General features: G+C 43.4%; 17 protein-coding genes. 5 read left to right on the top strand and 12 right to left on the bottom strand.

Going from position 1 to position 24,494, the window contains the following annotated elements; all coding sequences use genetic code 11:
- Positions 1 to 55 precede the first annotated feature (55 nt).
- Positions 56 to 3,499: a M36 family metallopeptidase gene (locus AACZ11_RS01955; RefSeq protein ID WP_290627579.1), complete on the top strand. Its 3,444-nt coding sequence runs from the start codon at positions 56 to 58 to the stop codon at positions 3,497 to 3,499.
- Between the two features lie 266 nt (positions 3,500 to 3,765).
- Here the strand turns inward: AACZ11_RS01955 and AACZ11_RS01950 are convergent, their stop codons facing one another.
- The 6 genes from AACZ11_RS01950 to AACZ11_RS01925 form a co-directional block, all read right to left on the bottom strand.
- Positions 3,766 to 4,359, bottom strand: coding sequence for a superoxide dismutase family protein (locus AACZ11_RS01950; RefSeq protein WP_290627577.1), 594 nt, complete (start codon positions 4,357 to 4,359; stop codon positions 3,766 to 3,768).
- A gap of 82 nt (positions 4,360 to 4,441) precedes the next feature.
- Positions 4,442 to 4,936 carry a YdeI/OmpD-associated family protein gene (locus tag AACZ11_RS01945; protein WP_290627575.1) on the bottom strand — a complete coding sequence of 165 codons (495 nt, stop codon included), beginning with the start codon at positions 4,934 to 4,936 and terminating at the stop codon, positions 4,442 to 4,444.
- 3 nt (positions 4,937 to 4,939) lie between these two features.
- A complete protein-coding gene (locus tag AACZ11_RS01940; protein ID WP_290627573.1) occupies positions 4,940 to 6,154 on the bottom strand; it encodes a bifunctional alpha/beta hydrolase/OsmC family protein in 1,215 nt (404 codons plus the stop codon).
- Positions 6,155 to 6,157: 3 nt separating this feature from the next.
- Entirely contained in the window at positions 6,158 to 6,856 is a 699-nt protein-coding gene (locus AACZ11_RS01935) for a DUF2490 domain-containing protein (RefSeq protein ID WP_290627571.1), read from the bottom strand.
- A 3-nt stretch (positions 6,857 to 6,859) separates the two neighbouring features.
- Positions 6,860 to 8,812: an alpha/beta fold hydrolase gene (locus AACZ11_RS01930; RefSeq protein WP_290627569.1), complete on the bottom strand. Its 1,953-nt coding sequence runs from the start codon at positions 8,810 to 8,812 to the stop codon at positions 6,860 to 6,862.
- Between the two features lie 12 nt (positions 8,813 to 8,824).
- Positions 8,825 to 12,043 (bottom strand): hypothetical protein, encoded by a 3,219-nt coding sequence (locus tag AACZ11_RS01925; protein ID WP_290627567.1) that lies wholly within the window; start codon positions 12,041 to 12,043, stop codon positions 8,825 to 8,827.
- Positions 12,044 to 12,171: 128 nt separating this feature from the next.
- Between AACZ11_RS01925 and AACZ11_RS01920 the strand changes: the two genes are divergently transcribed.
- Both AACZ11_RS01920 and AACZ11_RS01915 read left to right on the top strand, forming a co-directional pair.
- Positions 12,172 to 13,311, top strand: a complete 1,140-nt coding sequence (locus AACZ11_RS01920) for a VWA domain-containing protein (RefSeq protein ID WP_290627565.1) — start codon at positions 12,172 to 12,174, stop codon at positions 13,309 to 13,311.
- Positions 13,312 to 13,320: 9 nt separating this feature from the next.
- Positions 13,321 to 14,784 carry a magnesium chelatase gene (locus AACZ11_RS01915; protein WP_290627800.1) on the top strand — a complete coding sequence of 488 codons (1,464 nt, stop codon included), beginning with the start codon at positions 13,321 to 13,323 and terminating at the stop codon, positions 14,782 to 14,784.
- Here AACZ11_RS01915 and AACZ11_RS01910 read toward each other — a convergent pair.
- Both AACZ11_RS01910 and AACZ11_RS01905 read right to left on the bottom strand, forming a co-directional pair.
- On the bottom strand, positions 14,779 to 15,543 hold the full coding sequence (locus AACZ11_RS01910) for a sulfite exporter TauE/SafE family protein (protein ID WP_290627563.1): 765 nt from the start codon (positions 15,541 to 15,543) through the stop codon (positions 14,779 to 14,781). The two genes, AACZ11_RS01915 and AACZ11_RS01910, sit on opposite strands and share 6 nt — an antisense overlap.
- A gap of 49 nt (positions 15,544 to 15,592) precedes the next feature.
- Complete coding sequence (locus tag AACZ11_RS01905; RefSeq protein ID WP_290627561.1) at positions 15,593 to 15,970, bottom strand: LysM peptidoglycan-binding domain-containing protein; 378 nt, start codon at positions 15,968 to 15,970, stop codon at positions 15,593 to 15,595.
- Between the two features lie 209 nt (positions 15,971 to 16,179).
- Here AACZ11_RS01905 and AACZ11_RS01900 point away from each other — a divergent pair, with 209 nt between their 5' ends.
- Positions 16,180 to 16,809 carry a fasciclin domain-containing protein gene (locus tag AACZ11_RS01900; RefSeq protein ID WP_290627559.1) on the top strand — a complete coding sequence of 210 codons (630 nt, stop codon included), beginning with the start codon at positions 16,180 to 16,182 and terminating at the stop codon, positions 16,807 to 16,809.
- Positions 16,810 to 16,982: 173 nt separating this feature from the next.
- Here AACZ11_RS01900 and AACZ11_RS01895 read toward each other — a convergent pair whose 3' ends face one another.
- Positions 16,983 to 20,276, bottom strand: a complete 3,294-nt coding sequence (locus tag AACZ11_RS01895; RefSeq protein WP_290627557.1) for an amidohydrolase family protein — start codon at positions 20,274 to 20,276, stop codon at positions 16,983 to 16,985.
- 97 nt (positions 20,277 to 20,373) lie between these two features.
- Complete coding sequence (locus tag AACZ11_RS01890; protein WP_290627555.1) at positions 20,374 to 21,258, bottom strand: diacylglycerol kinase family protein; 885 nt, start codon at positions 21,256 to 21,258, stop codon at positions 20,374 to 20,376.
- Between the two features lie 66 nt (positions 21,259 to 21,324).
- Here AACZ11_RS01890 and AACZ11_RS01885 point away from each other — a divergent pair, with 66 nt between their 5' ends.
- Positions 21,325 to 22,290 carry an App1 family protein gene (locus AACZ11_RS01885; RefSeq protein WP_290627553.1) on the top strand — a complete coding sequence of 322 codons (966 nt, stop codon included), beginning with the start codon at positions 21,325 to 21,327 and terminating at the stop codon, positions 22,288 to 22,290.
- Here AACZ11_RS01885 and AACZ11_RS01880 read toward each other — a convergent pair whose 3' ends face one another.
- The gene (locus AACZ11_RS01880) at positions 22,291 to 22,863 is read right to left on the bottom strand and encodes a YdeI/OmpD-associated family protein (RefSeq protein ID WP_290627551.1); all 573 of its coding nucleotides are present in this window, start codon (positions 22,861 to 22,863) and stop codon (positions 22,291 to 22,293) included.
- Positions 22,863 to 24,491 (bottom strand): M1 family metallopeptidase, encoded by a 1,629-nt coding sequence (locus AACZ11_RS01875; protein ID WP_290627549.1) that lies wholly within the window; start codon positions 24,489 to 24,491, stop codon positions 22,863 to 22,865. Before AACZ11_RS01875 ends, AACZ11_RS01880 begins: the two co-directional genes overlap by 1 nt.
- Positions 24,492 to 24,494 lie beyond the last annotated feature (3 nt).

Below are 24,494 nucleotides of genomic sequence, written 5' to 3'. Positions count from 1 at the left end.
AGCTTTGTGAATCATCAAGTAACCTACTTATATCTAATCTTTTAATTTTTATTCAATGAAGAAATTTACTTTAAGCATCGTCATGGGAATGCTATGTGTCTTTTCAGGAAGCATTTTAGCCCAAGACAACGCGAAGGCTATCAATGACCAACTGCGTCAATTGATAGAGAACGGTACCCACGAGGCACAGGATGTGCAGTGGGAAATTACTAGCGAACATACCAGTCGTATTAGTAACACCCACCATATTTATTATAGACAGGTGGTAAATGGTCTACAAGTCTATGGTACTGAATCCGGTATTCATATTCTTTCTAATGGAGAGATCTTGGCGGCCGACACCAAGTTCATAGGTGGGACTTCTGCCAAAGTACGTGGTACCGCAACTCCTTCTTTAGGAGCCGTACAAGCTGTACAAGCAGCTGCCAGTCAGTTGGGATATACCGTTAGCGGTTCATTAGAGGTGCTTACAAGAAAAAATACGCTCGATCAAGAATCATTATTAAGTGAGGGAGGTATCTCCTTAAATCCAATACCGGCGCGGTTAATGTATCAATTAAATGAAGCTAATGAGCTTGTGCTGTCTTGGGACATCTCAATTCAAGAAAAAGCCCAGCAGAATTGGTGGAGTGTGCGGGTAGACGCAGCTTCGGGTGCTATTATTGATAAAGTGAATTGGATGGTGAGCTGTTCATTCGAACACGATCACAGCGAACATGAAATAGAATACGATTATAATAAGAATCTGTTCGATATTCCTAACTATGCTGAAATAGTTGCCAACGGATGTTCTACAACCTGCTATGAAGTTTTTGCCATGCCGCTTGAAAGTCCGTACTACGGTACGCGCTCGATTTTGAGTGACCCTTCCGATGTAACAGCATCACCTTTTGGATGGCACGATACCAATGGCGCTCCGGGAGCCGAATTCACCACGACACGAGGGAATAACGTAAATGCTTATGAAGATGGGGATAACCCGGGATATCAGCCAGACGGAGGAGCTAACCTTAACTTTTCGGGGCCGGGATTCCCTTTCAGCCAAATTTATTCAGCGGCGAACCAGTATGAGAATGCCGCAATTACCAACCTTTTTTATTGGAATAATATAATTCATGATGTGCTGTATCAATACGGATTTGATGAAGCAGCAGGGAACTTCCAGGAGAATAACTACGGAAATGGAGGTTCAGGAAGCGATTCTGTCAACGCTGAAGCTCAGGACGGTTCCGGAACCTGTAACGCAAACTTCGGAACACCTGCCGATGGTGGGAACCCTACGATGCAAATGTACGTTTGCAGCGATAAAGATGGTGATTTTGATAATTTGGTAATCATTCACGAATACGGTCATGGAATTTCAAACCGATTGACCGGAGGACCTGCTGCCGCTGGATGTCTTGGGAACAATGAGCAAATGGGAGAAGGCTGGAGTGATTTCTACGGTGCATTGATGACCATTGAAGCAGGAGATACCGGAACAGATGCACGTGGCGTTGGAACCTATCTGTTTGGACAAGGAGCCGGGGGCCCCGGAATAAGAAATTTCCCTTACAGTACAGATTTTGCCGTAAATCCTCAAACGTATGATGATATTAAGACAACATCGGGGCCGCACCCCCTTGGGTCCATTTGGGCAACCATGCTGTGGGATGTGACATGGGCGTTGATCGATGAACATGGTTTTGATACAGATTTTTACAATTTTACCGGAGACCCAAACCAGGACGCCGGAAACGTACAAGCCTTTGCATTAGTGACCGAAGGTATGAAGCTACAACCATGTAGTCCCGGGTTTGTGGATGGTCGTGATGCGATTCTTGCTGCCGACCAAGCGATCTACGGTGGTGCAAACTATTGTCTTCTTTGGGAGGCTTTTGCAGCCAGAGGATTGGGTGCAAGTGCCGATCAAGGATCGTCAAACAGTCGTACCGATGGAACGGAAGCATTTGATACGCCTTCCGGTGTAGCTTCTTTTACCGCTGCAGATGATGTATGTGCAAATACCGAAGTATTGACAGGGCTAGGCGGTGGATCACCTATAGGGGGGATCTACAGTGGACCGGGTGTTACCGATGACGGAAACGGACTTACATACTCTTTCGACCCTGTTGCAGCTGGCGTAGGAGTACATACAATTACATATAGTGTTGCAGCGAGTGCATGTGCTCCGGCTACTTCCGCTTCCGATACCATTGAGGTATTGTCAATTCCACCCGGACCTACAACTACAGGCGCAAGTGATTTTTGTGTGGGAGATTCTGTAACGCTCACCGCTACTTTAGTGGATCCTGCGAATGTAATTCGGTGGTTCGACGCACAGGTGGGAGGAACATTCTTGTTTGAAGGAACAAGCTATACCTTTACACCCACAGGGGATGTTACGGTTTACGCGCAGGAAACACCTCCGGGACCATTATCACAATTAAAAATATCTGAAGTTACCACCGAAGTACCGGATCGATTGGAGATCCAAAATGTGGGCTTAGCTGCAGATTATACCGGATATACTGTGGCAGTAAGCGATAACTATACCGATATCAACGACGTAAATTCCATCACCCAAACCTTGGGTGCCATGGCTGCAGATTCGGCAATTGAGTACAATGATGACGGTGGTCCGAACGATTGGGGCAACAACATCTTTTGGGATAACAATGGAACAGGTTGGATCATCATTATCGATGACACTGGAAATGTCGTGGATTCTGTATTCTGGAATTGGACAGCCGCCGGTATCGCAAACTTCAATGTTACTATTAATGGTTTCAATATCACAGCGGCCGACCTTGACTGGACCGGCGATGGAGCCGATTTCTCTGTAGCCTGTAACGATTCGTATAGACGGCACGGGGATTCCGATGGTGCTGCCGATTGGGCTGCTGGCTGTGAGGCATCCGATTATGGAGTTGCGAATAGCGACATTAACCTAGGGTTCGCAGGTTGTTTAGGGGATCGTACTCCTACCGAAGCTACTGTGGAAACAGTCGATCCGGTGATCACTTGCCCGGCAGATGAAACCGTGACTGTTGATGAAGGGGAAATGTACACAATTCCGGATTATACAACGCTAACAACAGCAACCGACAATTGTACTGCGACTCCTCTAATTTCTCAGGATCCCCCTGCGGGTACGATGATAGGTGCCGGTACAACTGTGATCACGATGACCGCCACAGATGAGGCAGCAAATGACGCAGAATGTACGTTTACGCTTACGGTGGAAGAAGTATTAGGAGTTGCAGATTCAGAACTGTATGCCGCTATTACGTTGTATCCTAATCCTACAAGCGGACAACTTACATTGTTAAACAATTCAACAACACCATTAATAGATGCGGTAATTACCGATGTGAACGGAAGAACGATCCAAACGATCGATCTTATAGATCACACCGGAGCTACCGAATTTACCATTGAAACGTTGTCTACGGGACTGTATTTTATTACCATACAAACCGAAACGACTACGATTGTTAAAAGAATTGTGAAGCAATAAGCTAAGCTTAGATATTTAAACATCAAACCCTCGTGCTTATCAGTAAGTTCGAGGGTTTTTTATTATTTGAGAAGTTTGGTAGGGTTTTTGTTTCTATAACTGTATACTATATAGATGCTTGTAATGAAACATAAAGTAAACATGCGTAATCCCCTGTGTCCCTAAAAAGAAACATTACAATTAGCATCTTTCATAAAAGCCCGTCCCGGAAGTGTTCTTCCGGGACGGGCTTTTTATTGGCTAAACTTTTTTAAAGAATGTGTTTTTTATTGCTGAATAATTCCGCCGCAACTTACTCGAGCACCGGCATCACCGCTGGGCTGGCTCTTAAAATCGTCGGCTCCTTGGTGTACAATAATGGACTTACCTAAAATATCTTTCTTTTCATCACCACATCCTATGCACCATTCATCGGTTTGCATAGAAATGGAACCACTTCCGGACTCATCTGCTTCAAAATTACCTATATCGCCTTTGTGGTAGCCTCCTGCATCTCCCCACTTACCGTGCGGTGCAAAGGTAGGGTTCCAATGGCCTCCCGCCGAGGAACCGTCTGCTGCAGAACAATCGGCAGATTCATGAATGTGTATTGCATGGGTTCCCGGATCAAGACCTTCAACCTTAGCTTCAAAGGTCACGATTCCGTTCTCTTCTGTAAAATACGCTTTCCCGGAGGCTTTTGAGTCGCTTTTGGACATAAGACGAATCTCGACACTCTTAACTTCTTGTTCCACTTCTTTGGTATCTTCTACCATTTCTTCGGTTATTTCATTTTCGGCATCCATTTCTTTTTTATCATTCTTACAACTCACAGTGCCCAGCAGAGCTATGGTTGCAATGGATAAGGCTATTTTTTTCATTGTTTCAGTTTTTATGGTTATTATAATATTAAAGGTACTGTGAATCGGCGCTACTGCCAAAACCTTTACAAAATCTTAGCAATTAGTAAGAGGATTTTATCAAATCGTTCGTATCTGTGATCCCTCTTTTTATGTTTTCTGAAATGTGCAGTGCTTTATCGATGCGTGTTTGAGAATTCTTAAACCGAAGGATATAATAAATAAGAGAGCGTTTCTTCCCATCACTCAAGGCTTCAAACTTAGCTTCGGCTTCAGGATCACTTTCCAACACAGCCGTAAATTCTTCGGGCATTTCAACACCATATGTTGTGACATCTTCCACCATCTCTAGCATAAAACAATCCTTGGATGACACCCCCAATTCCTTTTGGTAACGCTTTCCGAAGCTCACAAGAAACCGCCCTTTAATGCGTTTAAGCGCTCCATGAAACCGAATTTCAGTAGCCTTAAAAAAAGCGTGAAATTCTACCCGGCTGTGTCCTTTTTCTGCAAAAGGAATGGCAAAGGCCTCCGGGATCTCAATCGTGTGTGTGCCTAATAGGGAAACCTCAAATCGTTTAGACCGCATTAATCCCATAGGTTACGAGATTAACTTGGTGATGACCTGTGTGGCTGTGTGCAGTGTCTTATGAACCGGGCATTTGTTGGCGATCTCAAGAAGGCGTTTTACTTGCTTTTCATCTAGATCGCCTTCCAGTCGTATTTCACGCAGGAAGGTATCGATCTTGGCCGAGTCTTGCTCGCAATTCTCACAATCTATAGCGTAATCCTTATTATAGCTGATATGCACTTCAACATGTTGTAAATCCCACTTCTTTCGGCGTGCATACATTTGAATGGTCATTGCAGTACATGCCGAGAGACCTGCCGAAACCAGTTCGTAAGGGGTAGGCCCGAAGTCGTTGCCGCCCACACGTGTAGGTTCGTCGGCCACCATATAATGACTGCCTAATTTCATTTGGGTAGTGAAACCGTTCTCTGCCTCCAAACTCGCAACCACGTCGTGTTGCGTCTTAACTTTGGATACTTCGGGGATGCTGAGATAACGCGAAGCCCATCCTGCGATCACTCGTCCGACATACAAAGAATCTTTCTTTGATGATAAGAGATGGTCTGCACCGTCCAACGAAACAAAACTCTTGGGGTGATGTGCTGCCATGTACAACTCTTCTGCATTCTTGATGCCAACAATGGTGTCCTGTGGCGAATGGAGTACAAGTACTGCCTTACTCAGCTCTTTTAATACCTTTTGGAGAGATTTGGATTTAAGATCGTCTAAGAATTGTTTCTTTATTCTGAAATCCCTGCCACCCAAGCTTACCTGTGCCATTCCTTTTTCTTGGATCTCGGCCAGTTCACTTTTTAACAAATGTTGCACATGCACCGGATTGCTTGGTGCACCAATAGTGGCTACGGCTTGGACGGAGGACAGTTGTTTTGCGGCGTAGATAATGGCAGCCCCTCCCAACGAATGACCTACTAATAAGGAGGGGGCTTTGAAATGTTCTGACAGATACTCTGAAGCAGCAATAAGATCTTCCACATTTCCCGAAAAATTGGTGTCGGCAAAGGCACCTTCGCTTTCTCCCAATCCCGTAAAATCAAACCGCAATACCCCAATCCCTGAAGCCGTGAGTGCCCTGCTTATATTCTTGACAGCCAATAAATTCTTGGTGCAGGTAAAGCAATGTGCAAACACAGCAAAATTATGTGGGTGTCTATCTACAGGAAGTTCCAAACGACCTGAAAGGGTTTGCCCATCTTGATTCTTAAAACTTATTTTTTGAAAATTCATTCGCTAATTGATTACATCTTTTTTCTTGCGCAGGTCGGTGTTTATGTTCAATACCAATTGCAGTCGGTCATAAGCTCTGCCGGGGAGGTGCAGTTTCATATAGCCTACTTGTACAGCCGCATTCGGTGTGATCTTTCGGCCCAAAGCACCAAACAATCTGTTTTGGTTGAAAACAGGTTCTCGCAAGTCTAAGAATATTTCGTCAAAGGCTATTAAGAACCATTTTTCAGTTAGCGGATAATTCACTTGCAATCGACCACGAACCCGTTGTCGGGTTATGGACTGTGCGGGAAGTTCTATGAATCTGTGTTCTATTCGATAGCGATTCTGTAAAGCGAACTTGCCTATTCGAGCACTATGTGTAAATTGTTCAAATACCCTGTTCTCCCAAGTATTTTCTTCTAAAGGTGTATCCTCAAACGTAGGATCACCGTTAAAATAGCCGTATCCCAAAGACACTTGTGCATCTGGCGCTACAGAATAGTTAAGCGCTGTAATGGCCCAGAATTGTTCTAAATTGGATGTAATTTCATATACATTATACTGCAATTCGGTGTGAATGCTCAGCGTATTACTAATGGTGTTCGTGCCAAAGTAAATATACCAAGCTCCCAAGGTGTTTTCACCGGTATCTTGGGCATTCGTTGTAATACACCCAAAAAAGGTCAAGATTCCTAGCAAGGAAAGCTTATAGCTTTTCATAGATTACTTCGAATCTGCTTCGATCTTAGTGCTATTGGAAGTACCATCTTCCATGGTTTCCATTCCTTCCCCTTTTAAATATTTGTCTAAAAATTCCTTAATTTTTCCGTAGGCCTCTATCTGATTCTCTTTTTTTACGAATCCATGACCTTCATCTTCAAAGAGTACGTATTCAACAGGCACTCCGTTTTTACGAACGCCCTCTACAATCTCATCGGACTCCACTTTCAGTACACGGGGATCTTGAGCCCCTTGAAGTACAATTAAGGGCTTGGTAACCTTTTCGGTATGGAACAATGGTGAGATGGCACGCAAACGAATAGAATCCTCGGTATTGGGATCCCCCATTTCGGTGTATAAGGCGTCCTTGAAAGATTCCCACCATGGCGGGATGCTCTTTAAGGTTCGTAACCAATTGGTCACTCCAAAAATATTCACACCTACTTTAAATTCTTCGGGTGCATAAGTAAGGGCGGCCATGGTCATATATCCTCCGTAAGATCCTCCTAAAATACCGATCTTTTCACCATCAATCACTTCTTGTTCGGCAAGCCAATCTTTACCGGCAATACAGTCCTTTAGGTCCTTATCGCCATGATTTTGGTCGTCCATCTTAAAAAATGTCTTTCCATAACCGCTACTTCCGCGGTTGTTCACAGCTAGAACAGCATATCCGTGATTTACCAAATATTGAATCGTAGAATTGAAGCCTTGACGTGATTGTCCTCCCGGTCCGCCGTGAACCCAGACCAATGCCGGGACCTTATTGTCCTTAGAGGCTTGCTTCGGCTCATAGTATATGGCCGGGATCTCAAGTCCGTCGAAAGATTTAAACCTTACCACTTTGGCAGCCACGAGGTCATCCGCATCAATTGCTTTGTTTAGCACATCTGTAAGCTGTACCACTTCCTTGGTCTCTACATTATAACTGTAAGTATTACTTGGTGTATGGGATCCTCCAACACTCAACAATGCCATGCGCTCATCTTTTGAGAAATCTACGCCGTAAATGTTCTGTCCGTCAAACCTGGGTAAAGTCATGCGGTCTCCTGTGGCAACTTCTACCACCTCCAATACAGTTTCTGCATCTTCATTAGTGAATAGTAATTGGTAGGTGCCATTTTCAGTAAAATAAAAGCTGGTAATATCCCAAGGCTTCTCCATAGCTTTCACTTTGGTACCTTCTTTAATATCGTATTTCATCAAATAACTGAATTCAGCGTCCTTATCGGTCGTGTAATAAAACGCTTTGCCGTCAGGAGAAAAATCCTGTGCAGCGTTCCCGCTAATCGTGTCATTGATCCTTGTCGTGGTATTGGTTTCAGTATTTAAAAGAAACAGATCCACATCATTGGTATTGACCGCTTTAGACAAGGCCATGTATTTTCCGTCATCGCTCATCCCGCCGTATTCCATACCATCTTCATTCTTATAAAGCAATTTCGATGTAAAAGTAGCGATGTCCATCTCATAATGATCCATATACCGTGGGTCACGTTCGTTGCTTCCGTAGAAAAAACGCTTTCCGTCCTTGGACCATCCTCTAAAGAGTGCACGCACATTTTCCGCAGGGGTAAGTCTGGTGATCTCTTCACCATCCTTCACATAAAGTTTATAGATCTCATCGCCATTGCCATCCATTCGGAATAAAATACGCTCGTCCTCCGGAAAATAGGAAATGCCAAAAACCGAAGCACTGTCCGATTTCGTGACCGGTATCCATTCGCCTCCCGTTGAAGGTACGGTGTACATATTATAAATCCCCGACCTATTACTGGTCATTAATACTTTTGACTTGTCGGGGGAATACCCGTTTGCAAAGGCGTTCTCATTGTCCATAAATTGCTCGATGGTATACTGTTCTACAGTTTCGGCAACTTCAGTTTCTTTTTTCTCTTTTTCCTTGCAGGCAAAGAAAAGTATCGAGAGCGTAGTTAAAATTAGAATTCTTTTCATGGGTTTTCGTGATTAGTTGGTTTTAAAGGTTTTTACCTCATCAAAAGGTGAGAGCGTAAGTTTTTCCATATTAGACCTATATTCGGGCCATTCGGTTACAAAAAAGGCATTGGTCACTTTCAAAGCGTCGTCCAATTGGTTCTCAGCATGCCGTAAAAGGGTTTTTTCGGTAGCTGTGAGACCATTAGGACGGCTACCGCTGTACCAGTTTGCTGTTCCTATTCGCTGCATGACGGTTACTTCAGGATTTCGGGTAATTCCTTGACGGTCGTCTTCTTTGCCTAGATATAAGGCGACGATCGAATCGATCCTCTTTACGATCACTTTGCTCGCTTTGATCTCTTCCTTATACCTTTCTTCATCCTCTTTTTTCAATTTTTTACTGAAATCCTCGGCGGTATTCTTACTTTCTACCAATTGTTTTACTGCGTCGGCCGCAGTTTGAGTAAGGGCTTCTAATTGTTTAGATGCTGCATAGCTTTCATCGATCGCTTTTTTTGGAATATTCAATCGTGGATCTGTAGCCACATTGATGGTCGTGGTAGTAGTCTTATCCATATAGTGTAATTCCACTTTATACGATCCCGGTTTTACCGAAGTACCCCCCGGTTCGTTCTTGCGTTCCCGTACATTTCTGGAAGGGCGATCGACTCCTGCCTCATCCATATACCACGTCCATTTATATAGTCCTGTGCTGTCCGGAACTTTGGTCTTTAACGTTCGAATAAGACGATTGCCATCATAGATCTTCATATAGAGTGAATCTTTAGAGGGTCCCTTTTCTTTTTCTTCGGAAGCACTTGTTTCTTCGGAAGCTTCCTTTGAATCGTCTGTAGTTGTTTCCTCTTTTTTGGCTTCCTCCTTCTTCTGAAAGTAATACGCGATCTGTGCTCCATAGGGTCTGTTCTCACCATTGTAAATAGCGTCGGCACCAAAACGGCTGCCTGTAGGTTGTTGGTAGGAAGCTTGATAGGCTGTGGGAGGATCGAATACCTTAATATCTGAAGACAGGATTGTTTTGTTCTTTGCAATTTCCCGTAGCGGACGAATATCATCCAGAACCCAAGCAGCCCGCCCAAACGTTCCTATTACGAGATCATGCTCCCGAGGATGGATCACCAAATCCTTTACCGAGACCGTTGGAAACCCATGCGTCCATTTCATCCAGCTGTTTCCGGCATCTATCGAAAGGTACAAGCCATCATCCGTTCCCAAGAACATCAAATTGCGTTCTACGGGATCTTCTACTATACTGAGAGTATAACTGGCAACATCGTTAGCATCTACAATGCGTTCCCAAGTCTTTCCGTAATCTTTGGTGCGATACGCATAGGGGGTGTAATTGAACCTTCGGTAATCGTTTGCGACTAGAAGTGCTTCTCCCTGCTTTTTATTGGAAGCTTTAATTTGGGTGATCCAACTGCCTTCAGGGAGACCTTTTATGTTCTTTGAAACATCTGTCCAGTTTTGGCCTCCGTTTTGGGTATAGTGTACCCGACCGTCATCGGTTCCTACCCAAAGCATATTCTGCTCTAGGGGAGAAGGTTCAATTACCAAAATAGTTGTATGATTTTCTGCTCCCGTTGCGTCCATGGTCAAGCCACCACTTTCGCTTTGTTTCTGCTTTTCCGGATCGTTGGTGGTAAGATCAGGAGATATGATCTCCCAAGTGAGCCCCTTGTCTGTACTCTTGTGCACAAACTGACTTCCGAAGTAAAGGGTATTATTATTAAACGGATCGATATTAATGGCAGCGTTCCAGTTAAAACGCAGTTCTACGTTCGGGTCGGGATGGGTGGGGCGTACGGTGTAATTGTTGCCGGTAAGGTAGTCATACCGACTTACAAAACCCTGCTGACTCATACTCCAGCCATAACGGCTGTCATCTACATCAGGAACCACATCGAAGCCATCCCCAAAGGAGATCTCTTGCCAATAGTCGTTGCGAATGCCTTGGTCCTTCCATACATAAGCAGGACCTCTCCAGCTTCCGTTGTCTTGCATTCCGCCGTATACATTGTAAGGAAATTCGTTATCTACATTGATATGATAAAATTGGGCGACAGGTAAATTTCCAACGAAGCGCCACGTTTTTCCGCCATCGTGTGTGATGTTCATTCCACCATCATTCCCGTCTATCATAAAACTTCCGTCGGTAGGATGAATCCACCATGCATGATGGTCTGGATGGACACCATTGTCTACACCGTAAGCCGGCATTAACTCTTCAAAATTCTTTCCGCCATCTTCAGAAACATTCACGTAGGTAAACACCGAATAGACCCGATTCTCGTTTTGTGGGTCGACATAAATTTCAGAATAATAAAAAGGACGATTTCCAATATCTTCTTTATCGTTTATCTTTTTCCAAGTAAATCCGCCGTCCTCACTTTTATATAAAGCGTTTTTCTTTGCTTCCACCAATGCGTAGACTATATTGGGTTTATTGCGTGCTATGGCAATACCAATACGTCCCAAGTCGCCCTTTGGAAGCCCGTCCGCATCGGTACGCTCCTCCCAAGTCTCGCCGCCATCGTGTGTAATAAAGATACCGGACCCTTCGCCTCCCGAGGTAAAGAACCACGGATCCCGTTTGTGTTCCCATAACGCAACGATCAATTTGTTGGGGTTGGTGGGATCCATGACCATATCTGCCACCCCCGTTTTATTATTTGCAAAAAGTATCTTATTCCATGTCTTTCCGCCATCGGTAGTTTTAAATACACCGCGTTCAGGATGTTCACCCCATGGAGATCCAATCGCGCCTACGTATACTGTATTTGGATTGTTAGGATCAATAATTACCCGATGGATGTGCCGAGTCTTTTCCAAACCCATCGATTTCCAGGTCTTGCCACCGTCCAATGATTTGAAAATTCCATAGCCGCCGTTCAAGCTGTTACGCGGATTTCCTTCACCGGTTCCTACCCAGATCACAGAAGGATTGGATTGTTGGATAGCGACGGCACCAATAGAACCCGTGATCTGATCATCGAAAATAGGGGACCACTTGATACCGCCACTGGTGGATTTCCACAAGCCACCCGATGCTGTCCCAACATACATGATATCCGGATTATTCGTGACCACATCAATCGCTGTTACACGACCTGACATACCGCCCGGACCGATATTCCTGGGTTTCATGTCTTTTAAAATATCCATGGACAATTCTTGGGCAGTAAGGGTTGCCGTAATGAACAATAGGGCAAGAAGGAAGAGTTTTTTCATTGTTTCTTGATTGATAGAATTTTGAATTGTTTTTGAACTTATAAAGTTACTAAAATGTTCCAAGCCGCCAAGTCTTAAATAGCTGTTAATCCCTTTTTCATCCTCTTAAATTATAGTAAATTTAGAAGATGAAAAAGAAATTGGCACGCTCCGGCTTTCTATTCACGAAACACACTCCTCAAGAGCAGTCATTGTTTGATCGCCTCTTCGAGATATTTCAAGAACTTATCACACATACCTCGGGCGACTTTGATGAAGCGATCGATTGGCTTCGCCAATTGGATGAAGAATACAAGCTTACAACGGCTGAGTATTCGATCGATGATTTTATTGAGGATCTGAAGAAACGCGGATACATTCGAGAAGAATTTCGGCCCGATGGCAGCGGAGAAGGAGGGGGAAAAGGAAAGAATACCATGACAGAAAAGTTGGAACGTTCATTGCGAAAAAGAGCGTTGGAACAGATCTTCGGAAAGTTGAAGCGCAGCGGTTCCGGAAATCACAAGACTCGATTTACAGGACGCGGCGATGAACAAGCAGGAGAATACAGGGACTATCAATTTGGCGACCGATTAGAACAGATCTCAATGACCGAAAGTTTAAAGAATGCTCAAATAAATCACGGCTTGGGAACATTCAATCTGGAAGAACGAGACCTTATAGTGGAGGAAACAACCTATAAGGCACAAATGAGCACAGTCTTGATGATCGATATTAGTCATAGTATGATTTTATATGGTGAGGATCGTATAACTCCGGCTAAAAAAGTAGCCATGGCCCTGTCTGAGTTGATTACCTCCCGATATCCGAAGGACACTTTGGATATACTGGTTTTTGGAAATGACGCTTGGCCTATAAAGATCAAAGATCTACCTTATTTAAATGTAGGTCCGTACCATACAAATACTGTAGCAGGGCTACAGCTCGCCATGGACATGTTGCGAAGAAAGCGCAACACGAATAAGCAGATTTTTATGATCACAGATGGTAAGCCCAGTTGCCTGCAACTTCCCGATGGGCAGTATTACAAAAACAGCAATGGGTTAGACCCCTATATTGTGAATAAATGTTATGCCATGGCAGCACAAGCGCGAAAGCTGCACATTCCAATCACAACCTTCATGATCGCCAATGACCCGTATCTGCAACAGTTCGTGGATGAATTTACACTCGCAAATAAAGGAAAAGCATTTTATACCGGACTACAGGGCCTAGGAGAAATGATCTTTACCGATTACGAAACAAATCGAAAAAAAAGAATTAGATAGCGGAAAATGATGAAATTAGAAAATATTAGAACCTTCGGAGAATTAAAAAAAGCGGGATACACACATCGTTTAATTAAAGATGAATTACGACAAAACCTTCTTCAGAAATTAATGAAGAAAGAAACCACATTCCACGGAATCCATGGTTATGAATACAGCGTGATACCTGAATTGGAACGTGCTATCTTGTCCAAACACAACATCAATTTGTTAGGCTTACGCGGACAAGCAAAAACACGCTTGGCTCGTCAAATGGTCCAACTTTTGGACGAATACATTCCTGTTGTAGAAGGTAGTGAGATCAACGACGATCCGTTTGCACCTATTTCCAGATATGCTAAGGAATTGCTGCAAGAGAAAGGTGACAATACACCTATCTCATGGTTGCATCGTGACGATCGTTTTGCCGAAAAACTTGCAACGCCGGATGTTACTGTGGCCGATCTAATAGGAGATGTCGATCCAATAAAGGCTGCAAATTTAAAACTTACATATGCCGATGACCGTGTGATTCACTTTGGAATGATCCCCAGAGCGAACCGTTGTATTTATGTTATCAATGAACTACCCGATCTGCAAGCGCGCATTCAGGTGTCATTATTCAATATTTTACAGGAAGGGGATGTCCAGATTCGTGGATTCAAGCTGCGCTTGCCTCTGGATATACAGTTTGTGTTTACTGCCAATCCTGAAGATTATACCAATAGAGGTAGCATCGTAACACCCCTGAAGGATCGGATAGGCTCTCAGATATTAACACACTATCCCGAAGATATTCATATTGCACGCACGATCACGCAACAAGAAACCTCCGGAGCTGCCGGAGAAAAACAGCATATCTACGTACCCGAACTTGCCAAAGATATTCTAGAACAAATAAGTTTTGAAGCTCGTGAAAGTGAATTTGTAGATGCAAAAAGTGGCGTGAGCGCACGCTTGAGTATTACTGCTTTCGAAAATTTATTGAGTACTGCAGAACGAAGGGCACTACAAAGCGGAGCTACCAATACCACCGTTCGACTGAGTGATTTTATGGGTATCATTCCTGCGATCACAGGGAAAGTGGAATTGGTGTATGAAGGTGAACAGGAAGGAGCTTCTCACGTGGCGCGGCAGCTTATATCAAATGCTATTCGAAGTCAGTTCTTAGAATATTTTCCCAAAATTGAAAAACTTCAAAAGGAAGGTGATCCGGATCCTTATAGTGCAACCGTTGCGTGGTTCTTTGAAGAGAGCGGTTTCGAGTTACTTGATTCTCTTTCAAATGAAGCCTACAGAGCTCAATTAGATCGTATTGCTCCATTGGAAGATTTGTTAGCTACGTACGCGCCGGATATTCCTAATGAGGACAAGCCTTTTTTTAAAGAATTTATTCTGTGGGGATTGGTCGAATTCAAGAAGTTGAGCAAGTACAATCTTAGTGACGGCGTTCGCTTTAAAGATCTCTACGGAAGCTATATCAGCGGGTTATAAAAGCTCGTTCAAAGCCTGAACCAAAAGGACTAATCCGCTTATAACCATGATAGTGATGACCCACTTTCTAAAAGCAAGTTTACTCATGCGCTTAAGGAGAATCTTTCCGAAGAGATTACCTAAAGTTGCTCCAAGTCCAAGGGCAATGCCATAGATCCAAAGTTCTTTGGAGAGTAAACCGAAGTAGGTATAGCTGCCTATTTGAGCCAGCCCCAAGAAAAAAGCCTGAGCCGCCTTGGTGCCTACGAGTTCCTCTTTTTCGATTCCCGCGTTGAGTAGAAACGGATTTAAGATAGGGCCCATCCCGCCGGTAAAAGTTCCTATAATAGAGATGAAGAAACCCAATGGAATGAAATACCAGTGCCGTACAGGGAAGGAACGTTCTTTTTTTCCGAAGCGATATTGGAAAAAGGTACTCATCAGAAAAAGTCCCACTACAATCTGTATCCAAACAATATTTGCTTCTGTGAATAGCCAGGCCGCAAGGATGGCACCTGCCATGGCTGCAGGAACATAATACCAGAAGACACTCCATACAATGTGTTTCCAAAAAATGATGATCCGCGACGGGCGGCTTATCATAGTACCCAAATTTAGTACCGGCGCTGTTTGAGAGGTTCCAATAAGAAAGTTCAGGATTGGAATTTGCATCAATGCACCACCGCCTCCACTAACAGTTGAGAGCGTAAATGCGGCAGCCCCCAATATAAAAAGTACTGCAAGCAACCAAAATTGTATATCTGCGAAAAACTCAGCCATAAAAAAACTGCCGTAAAACGGCAGTCTTAAAATACATTATTTTAAAGAATTATTGTTTTGGAATGACCAGTTCTTGTCCTGGATGGATCATGTCAGGATTCTTTAACTGATCCCGATTCGCTTCAAAGATAGCGTTGTACTTCATAGGATCCCCGTAGTAATGCTTAGATATTTTGCTAAGGGATTCGCCACTCTTAACAGTATGACGTGCATACACTGTTGTATCTGCCACCTTGATATCGGCCATGATGTCATTTGGATTCTCACCGCCCACACGTTTTATCTCATCCCACAGACGGTCTTTGTCATATTGCGTATTTGCCACCCCGCGTACTTCCAAGGTATTTCCTTTCACTTGAACATCTCCGTTTTGGATCTTTAATTTTTCACCCAGATCGAGTACGCTTTGATACTTTGCTTTAACCATGTTTTCCTTTTTTTAAGTTGATTTTTTAAAGATACAAATTTCGAAAATGAAAATTTTTAACTTTAGGTTATTTTTAACCGTCTAATTGGCTGTTTTCGTTGCGATAAGCGGTTTGGCGTTTAAGGAAGATTTAACATATAATTAATTCGGCTTTAATACAATATTCACAATACTAGAGGTACATTTGACTCAAACAAAAAATCAACGTTATGAAATTTAAATCAATGTTATTGTCCTTAGCAGTTGTAGGAATGCTTTTTGCATCTTGTGATGACTCTAAGAAAAAAGAGGCTGAAGCGAAGGCTGAGGCTGAAAAAATGGAAATGGAAGCTAAAATGGCTGCCGAAAAAGCTGAAGAAGAAGCTAAAATGGCGAAAATGGAAATGGAGAAGAACTCTATTGCCGGTATCGCTATGGGGAACGAAAATTTCTCTACGCTCGTTACAGCTTTAAAAACTGCCGAACTAGCTCAAACCTTTATGGAAGAAGGTGAGTATACAGTATTTGCTCCTACCAACGATGCTTTTGCGAAAGTACCACAGGCTACTTTGGATAATTTGATGAAGCCGGAGAATAAAGAACAGCTTCAAAATTTATTGAAATATCACGTAGTCTCGGGAGAATGGAAAGCCGATGCGGTTGTAAAAGCCATTCAAGAAAATAACAACAAATACAATGTAACTACGTTGCAGGGAGAAAACCTTGTATTGTCACTTAGTGGTGATAAGGTAATGGTTAAAGATGCAAAAGGTGGAACAGCGACTGTTGTTATGGCAGATGTGGACGCTTCAAACGGTGTGATCCATGCGATCGACAAGGTAGTAATGCCTAAGAACTAAACTGATATTCTAAACAGCAAATGAAAAGGACCTCGATATCGGGGTCTTTTTTTATACCCTATCTAGGTATATTGATAACTAACTTAAGTGTGAAATTGACTTTTTAAAGATATAAGCAATTACCGCATCTTGTGACATTGCCACAGAACCTCCAAACTGAATTTCACTATACGCTATTGATGTGTTCTGCAACTGCAACCGCCATCCATAAAACTATGACTGTCCTCATGCCAAGGGAAAGCTTGATTGTATTTGTTCTGCTCCCAGTAGAAAGGTTTACGCTCTTGAGGCCGATTGCCAATTTCGTTCATGGTATCGGCATCGTACAATCGCCCATTAGACATCACCATCTCAATGGTACGCGTATTCTCGATTGCCTCCAAAGGGTTTTCGCTAAGAACGATCAAATCTGCCAGTTTACCAGTTTCTAGCGAACCGATATCCTTTCCGGCACCAATGTATTGTGCTGCGTTGATCGTGGCGGTTTTTAAGGCTTCCATGTTGGTCATCCCTCCCGCTTTTAGCATCCAGGTCTCCCAGTGTGCGCCAAGTCCTTGTAGTTGGCCGTGTGCACCCATATTCACCTTGACTCCCACATCGCTCAAATCCTTGGCCGTTTCAGATACTAGGATATGACCCCACTGGTATTCTTCATCAGGTACCATGGTGCGATGTCTGGCCCTACTGTCGATCACGCTTCTGGGAGTATACCTTAGAAGTTTTTCATTTTCCCATACGTTATCACGTTGATAATAATAGAATTCTCCGTTTAATCCTCCATAGTTTACAATCAGAGTAGGCGTGTAGCCGGTGCCGCTTTTTCCCCATATTTCCAAGACATCTTTATAAACAGGTGCTACTGGAATGTTGTGCTCAACACCGGTATGTCCGTCGATCACCATGGTAATATTGTGGTAAAAGGTAGAACCACCCTCGGGGACGACGTTGATCTGCATTTCACGCGCGGCTTGCAAAACTTGCTGTCGTTGTTCACGTCGTGGCTGATTGTAGCTTTTCACACTTTTTGCACCAAAGGCTTTTGTACGTCGAATGCTGCTACGTGCATCATCTAAACTGTTGATAAGCGCTTTGAAATCACCATCGGCTCCGTACAGTATGAATCCTGTGGAGTAGAGGCGTGGTCCAACTAAAAGGCCTGCTTTCTGTAATTCTGAAAGTGAGAAAACGGTTTCCGTATTTGCTGAAGGATCGTGAGCGGTAGTGACGCCAAAGGCCAAATTAGCCATGAACTGCCAATTCTGCTGTGTGGTCAACCCATCTCGAAATGCGCCAATATGAGCATGTGCATCCACAAGTCCCGGCATGATCGTTTTCCCCTTGGCGGGATAGATCTTCGCGTCCGAAGGTATCGATATTTTAGACGAAGGACCTACGGCTTCAATAACAGCACCGTTTACCACAAGGGTGCCCTCTTCATAAACAGTATCACCATCCATAGTAATAATACGGGCATTTGTAAACGCAATTCTTCCGTTCGGCTTGTCCACGGAAGCGGTTAGACCAATCGGGATTCCTTCATTCTCAAGTTCGGGAACCGTGTCCGGTGAACCCGGAAGAAAGGTGAAGCGGTTCTTTAGTTCGTTGCTGTAATAGCGATCTCCTAAGGTCCACATCACTCTGTTGCTGTCCGGAGACCAATGAATGCTTATCCCGGCATCTTCGGCGATCAGCGAGACAGGAACATAATTAGATTTATTGTCGAGATCGATGGATTGACCGTTCATTACCAAAGGGGCTACAAATACTTTGTGAAGATTGGTAAAAGCGATCCATTTGTTATCGGGGCTGGGGATCAATCTGTTTGCATACTTGGAAGAGACATGGACTTGTTTGTCATTTCCCTTCAAAGTAACGCTTATCAATTTTTTTTCCAAATCGCCGAAATACGTACCGCCTAGTTGTAGGAAAATACGTTTTCCGTCGCTAGAGAACAGCGGATATTCACCTTCTTCGGTTACTTTCATAACATTGCTTCCGTTTGGCTGCATGGTATAGATTCCGGTGTTTTTGGCAAATGAATTACCCTGATCGATATTTCCCTTTTCTTTTCTGAAAACCAGCAGGCTGCCATCGGGGGAAAATGAAGGAGTACGGTAGATACCTTTTTCTGAAGTTAATTTTACTGGAGTTCCTCCAGACGCGGGAATTTTAAAAATGGCACCTTTCTCAAGATCGTTCCAAGTAACGAAAACAATATCGTTTCCATTCGGGGAGAATACAGGTTCGAACTCAAAATCGGTGCCGGTTGTAAGTCTTGTTGGTGTTCCGTTGGGTAGTTCTTTTTTCCAAAGGAATCCCAGCGCCTGAAAGATAAGCATTTTTCCGTTAGGGGAGGTCACGGCCTGTCGAATCATTTTAGGGGTAAAGGTGTCGGTTTCAACAGGGGTTGTAAAATGTACTGTTTCGGCAAGATCAATGGTTACATCTACTTGAAACGGAATGTTGGTTACTGAAAGCGACTCGATGTCGATTTTATGAATCTTTCCACCACTCCAAAATACGATCTCGGTATTGTTGGGCATCCAGCTAAAATTCGGATATACCCCGAAGATAGCCCAAGCTTCCTGTTGGTCTTTGTTTAATTGATCGAAAACAGGCCATTCTTCACCTGTATTCAGATCGTGGATGTAGAGTACACTTTTGGTACGGACACGTTTTACGAATGCTAATTTGGTACCATCAGGGGAAACAGCAGGACGTGCAGCTCCGCCCGGACCGCCGGTGATGGTGGTTGTTTCTCCGGTCGCAAATTCGTACCTTTTAATAACATAGATCTGCTTGTTGGGGTCCTTATTATATTGAAAAAAACCGCCCGGATACATGTCCTCACTGTAATATAGGTACTTTCCATCAGATGAAACGATGGGTTCGTTCACATCCTGCTGATCGTTCTTTCGTTTGGTAAGCTGAAGTCCGCTTCCGCCCGTAATATGGTATTGCCATAGTTCGCCGGCACCCAGACTGCGCCCCGAAGTAAAATGTTTTCGGGCTACTAAAAAACGGCCATCCGGCATCCAGACAGCGTTGTTAAGTAACCTAAAATCTTCTTTAGTAACTTGTTTGACATTACTGCCATCTGCATCCATGATCCAAATATTGTCACCACCACCTGCGTCACTTGTAAAGGATATTTTTGTGCCGTCCGGACTAAATCTCGGTTGGATCTCGAAAGGAATCCCGGTACGAATTGGCTTTGCTTTTCCTCCCGTTACAGGTAAGGTGTATATGTCTCCCAAAAGATCGAAAACAATCGTTTGACCGTTTGGACTTACATCCAAGTTCATCCAGGTACCTTCGGTAGTGGTAAAATTGTGTGGTTTATACTTGAAATCTTTCCAGGGTGCCGCTACATTCCAAGAGGTGCTCTCTTCCTTTTTATCCTTTTTCCTTTGCGCTGAAAGATTGAATGTTAGGGTCAAGGTTATCAATAGGAGTACAAATCGCATAATCAATTGTTTAAAGAATGCTAAAGATACAATTTATGAATAAAGTGAGCGGGTGGTCTTGTATAAGAAATACAAAATCTTCTCTGGAAGATAGTTCTCAACAAGATGCAGGAACAGCGATCGCTAGCGGTGTATCACACATGGTAGCGTGTATACTTGTAACACTGTCTTGATATTCTCCATCTATTTGAAAAGGGACCGGTTCCTTGCATTGTATGCGCGCTTCGGTAGTAGAAAAATATTCTGCAAATTCGGCAGGAAGTTCTACTTCATCACGAAGTGTCTTTAGAATCTCGATAACATCGAGGCTTTTAAAAATAACCACTTCAAACTTACCATCGTTCACCTTTCCTTCGGGATTGATAGTGGCACCAGTCCCAAATTTTTGTGCATTTGCGATAGCCAATAAGATCCCTTTCTTCTGAAAGCGATCCCCGTTCAGCGTTATCTCAAAATCAAAGGGATAATCGCAAGTAAACAAGGTAGGAATGGACTGTAAAAAATATCCTAATGCACCGCGAATATTGGAAGCTTCGTAATTTTTTATAAGTTCTGCATTGATGCCCAGATCGGAAATATGCAGGCAATATTGGTCATTGATACGTATGCGATCCAATTGAGCGATGGAATCTCCAAGCGCCACAGCAATCTGTGCATCCAAGTTTTTGGGGATCTTTAGGTTATTGGCTAAGCCATTAGCAGAACCTCCCCGCAGGATACCTAGCGGAATGGGTTGATCGGTGAGGGCTTCGGCAGCAAGTTTTATGGTACCGTCACCTCCGAGTACAATAATTCGCTCCATGTGGTTTTCGGAAAGTAATTGCTTCAGTTTGGTTAGATCATTCTCTCCCGAGGTAACAAAGGATTGCACTTGTAATTTCCGAAGCCTCGCTTCTTCTTGTAAAGAGCGCACAATGCCGTCTTTATCAATAGCTCCCGAAATGGGATTTATAATTAGTAAAATATTTGAATCTGCCTGCATTCAGAGGTATTTATGATTAAAATTAGTTAATTTGTGATACACCTGACGTTAGGAAAATCTTAATTTGTGAAAGTAGATCTAAAGTTATATCGGGGTTATGTAAATGAAGCAGAATTGGTAGTTTACGGCCATGTTTTCAAATCTTGGGCGCCGGACAAGTATCGTATTGACCGCCGCGGACTTAAACACGCCTACTCCATTTTACACATGTTCCTTATTTCTCCAATGAGCAATGCAAAAATCACTTTGGAATTCAACGATATTTCTGTGACTACAAAGACTTTGAGTGATGGGTATTTTCGATTTACCATACCCTACAATAAACCTTTGGAGAGTGGATGGCACAGTTATACTGTGAGTTGCGACACGGGTCGCTTTGGAGTGGTAGAAAAAGGAGAGCTCTTAAAACCCTTTAAGAGCCAGTTTGGGATCATATCAGACATTGACGACACGTTTCTAATTTCTCACAGCCATAATATCTTTAAGAAACTATATGTGCTTCTTTCCAAGAATATCAACAAGCGTAAGATCTTTGAAGATGTGGTTCAACATTATCAAGCATTAAGCAGGTCCGGTCAAGAGAACGACCGTGCCTTCAATTCTTTTTTTTATGTGAGTAGCAGTGAATGGAACCTCTACGCTTTTATCGATGAGTTTGCAAGGATACACAAACTCCCCAAAGCCGTGGTCAAATTGAAAAAGATAAAATCCGGTATCACCGATTTTCTTTTTACGGGAGGAGGGTCGCACGACCATAAATTTGAAAAGATCAAGGATATCATCAGTTTTTATCCGGCGCTTACGTATGTACTATTGGGGGATGATTCGCAAAGGGATCCTTTTTTATATGAACGGATCTGTAAAATTTTTCCGAAGAACATAAAGGTCATCTATATACGGCAAACAAGAAAGAAACAAAAGGAGAAAGTGGTTAAGGCGTTAGCCAATATCGAGCAATTGGGGGTCATTACATACTATTACAAGCACAGCCATGATGCTATTGCGCACTCAAAAGAGATAGGGATCATCTAATCACTGTCTTGATTTTATACCTTCCAAACACAATCGTACGATCTCTTTAATCCTCTTTGCCCGGGTTTCGGGTCGCTTCGCCTGAAAGAGCCAACTTAAATAACTTTTACGATATCCGGGGGCAAACTGATTAAAATTGTCTAAAGCCATGGGAGATGTATCAAAAGCCTTCTGAAGCTCCGGTGGAATCACACCATTTTCCACGTCGTCCATGGCACTCCACGTACCGGATTCTTTGGCCTGCCGTATCGTTTTCCAGCCACTTTCATGTATAAGATCGGCTGCTTCTAGTTCTTCAATATATGATTTGTTGAGAGCACTCCAATAACTTTTAGGATTGCGAGGACAGAAATATTGTTGCCGTTTTCCGTTGCCTAAGCTTTGCACGGTACTATCAATCCAACCATAGCATAACGCAACCCGTACGGCCTCTTCCCACCGCATGGTGGGCACGTTTAATTCTAATTTGTAAAATATGAGCAAGACCCCTTGAGGGTGCGTGTGATGGTTCGCATCCAACCATTCACGCCATTCGATATCTCTAGGAAAATACAGCTCCGGCCTTTCTTGCATTATTCCAATTTTTCGGAGTTTACGTAAAAGTCCCTTTTAATCTCCATGGATTGTATGGTTTCTGAAAATGTTCTCGATTTCCATTCTGAGGTAGGAAAGATCCATTCTTCCTTTCCATTGATCACAGCAATCACCGGCATATCGAACCCTTTTATTACGTCTTCATACCGAAAGGATAGGCGATTGCCTTCTATTTTATATTCTACTAACGGAATCATAGTAGTGCGCAAATATTGCCCCCAGAACTCGGTGAGGTCAATGCCCGCAGCCTTACTTATATATTTCTCAACCATGGCACTGCTAACAGTTTGGTGATAAAAATCTTTGTTCAGACCCACTAGAATAGACCGCCACTTTTGGTCATCCTCCAGCAGTTGCCTAAGGGTATGTAAGATGTTGGCACCCTTGTAATACATATCGCTGCTCCCTTCATGGCTCACGTGGTAGGTGCCTATAATAGGTCGGTCGTTTTGTATCATCCGACGTGTCCCGATCACATAATCGGCAGCGGCCTCCTTTCCGAAGTGATAATCCAGATACAAGTTTTCGGAATAGGCTGTAAAACCTTCATGCAACCACATATCGGCCACGTCTTGGTTGGTAATATTATTTGCAAACCATTCATGACCGGCTTCGTGAATAATTATAAAATCGAACTTTAAACCCCATCCGGTCCCTGAAAGATCGTTCCCAAGATAGCCGTTTCCGTAATTATTTCCGTAGGTCACACTGCTTTGATGCTCCATGCCGAGATAAGGCACCTCGACAAGCTTAAAACTATCCTCGTAGAACGGGTAAGGACCAAACCAATGTTCAAAAGCCTCCATCATTCCGGCTGTTTGTTGGAATTGTTTCTTGGCTTTCGCCTCGTTGTCTCGCAACACCCAATAATCCATATCAAGATCACCTTTCAAGCCTTTATAGGTCTCACCAAAATGCACATAGTCTCCAATGTTGATGTTTACACCATAATTATTTATGGGATTGCTTACATTCCAATGCCAAGTTGTGCCGTTGGTGCTTTCGTTTGTACCCACTAACCGACCATTTCCTACAGCCACTAAGTCTTTTGGCACCGTGATGCTCAATTGAACACCCCTGTCCGGCTCATCATAAGGATGATCCTTATTAGGCCACCAGACACTGGCTCCAATACCCTGATTGGCATTCGCAACGAAAGGTTTTCCGTTCGCATCTTTTTGCCAGGTAAACCCGCCGTCCCAAGGAGGGCGTCTGGCTACTCGCGGTGCCCCGGAAAAATGGATCGTGAGCTGTTCTTCACCATCTTTAGATTGTTCTTTAGGAAATTGGATATAATGGGCACTTCCTTCCGAAGTGAATGTAAGTAACTTTTTATCGTGAATCACAGAATCTATCTTCATAGGTGCCTGCAGGTCGATCTGCATGACACTTTCAGGTTGCAATACACGATACGTAATGGTATTACTGCCTTGAATGCTTCTCGAGTCGGGATCAACAGATACCATAAGTTTGTAATGCTTCAAATCCCACCAAGCACGCTCGGGAGTGATACTGCCACGAAGCGAATCCTGCCGATCGAAGGTTTGAGCAATACTACTTACGATATTGAAAATAAGGAGGCCAAGTATAAGAATTGTTTGTTTCATGGG

Origin of the sequence: uncultured Altibacter sp., from assembly GCF_963972995.1 — a bacterium.
Taxonomy (GTDB): Bacteria; Bacteroidota; Bacteroidia; order Flavobacteriales; family Flavobacteriaceae; genus Altibacter.
Note: the sequence above shows the minus strand (reverse complement) of the source record. Positions and strands in the feature narration are given on the sequence as shown.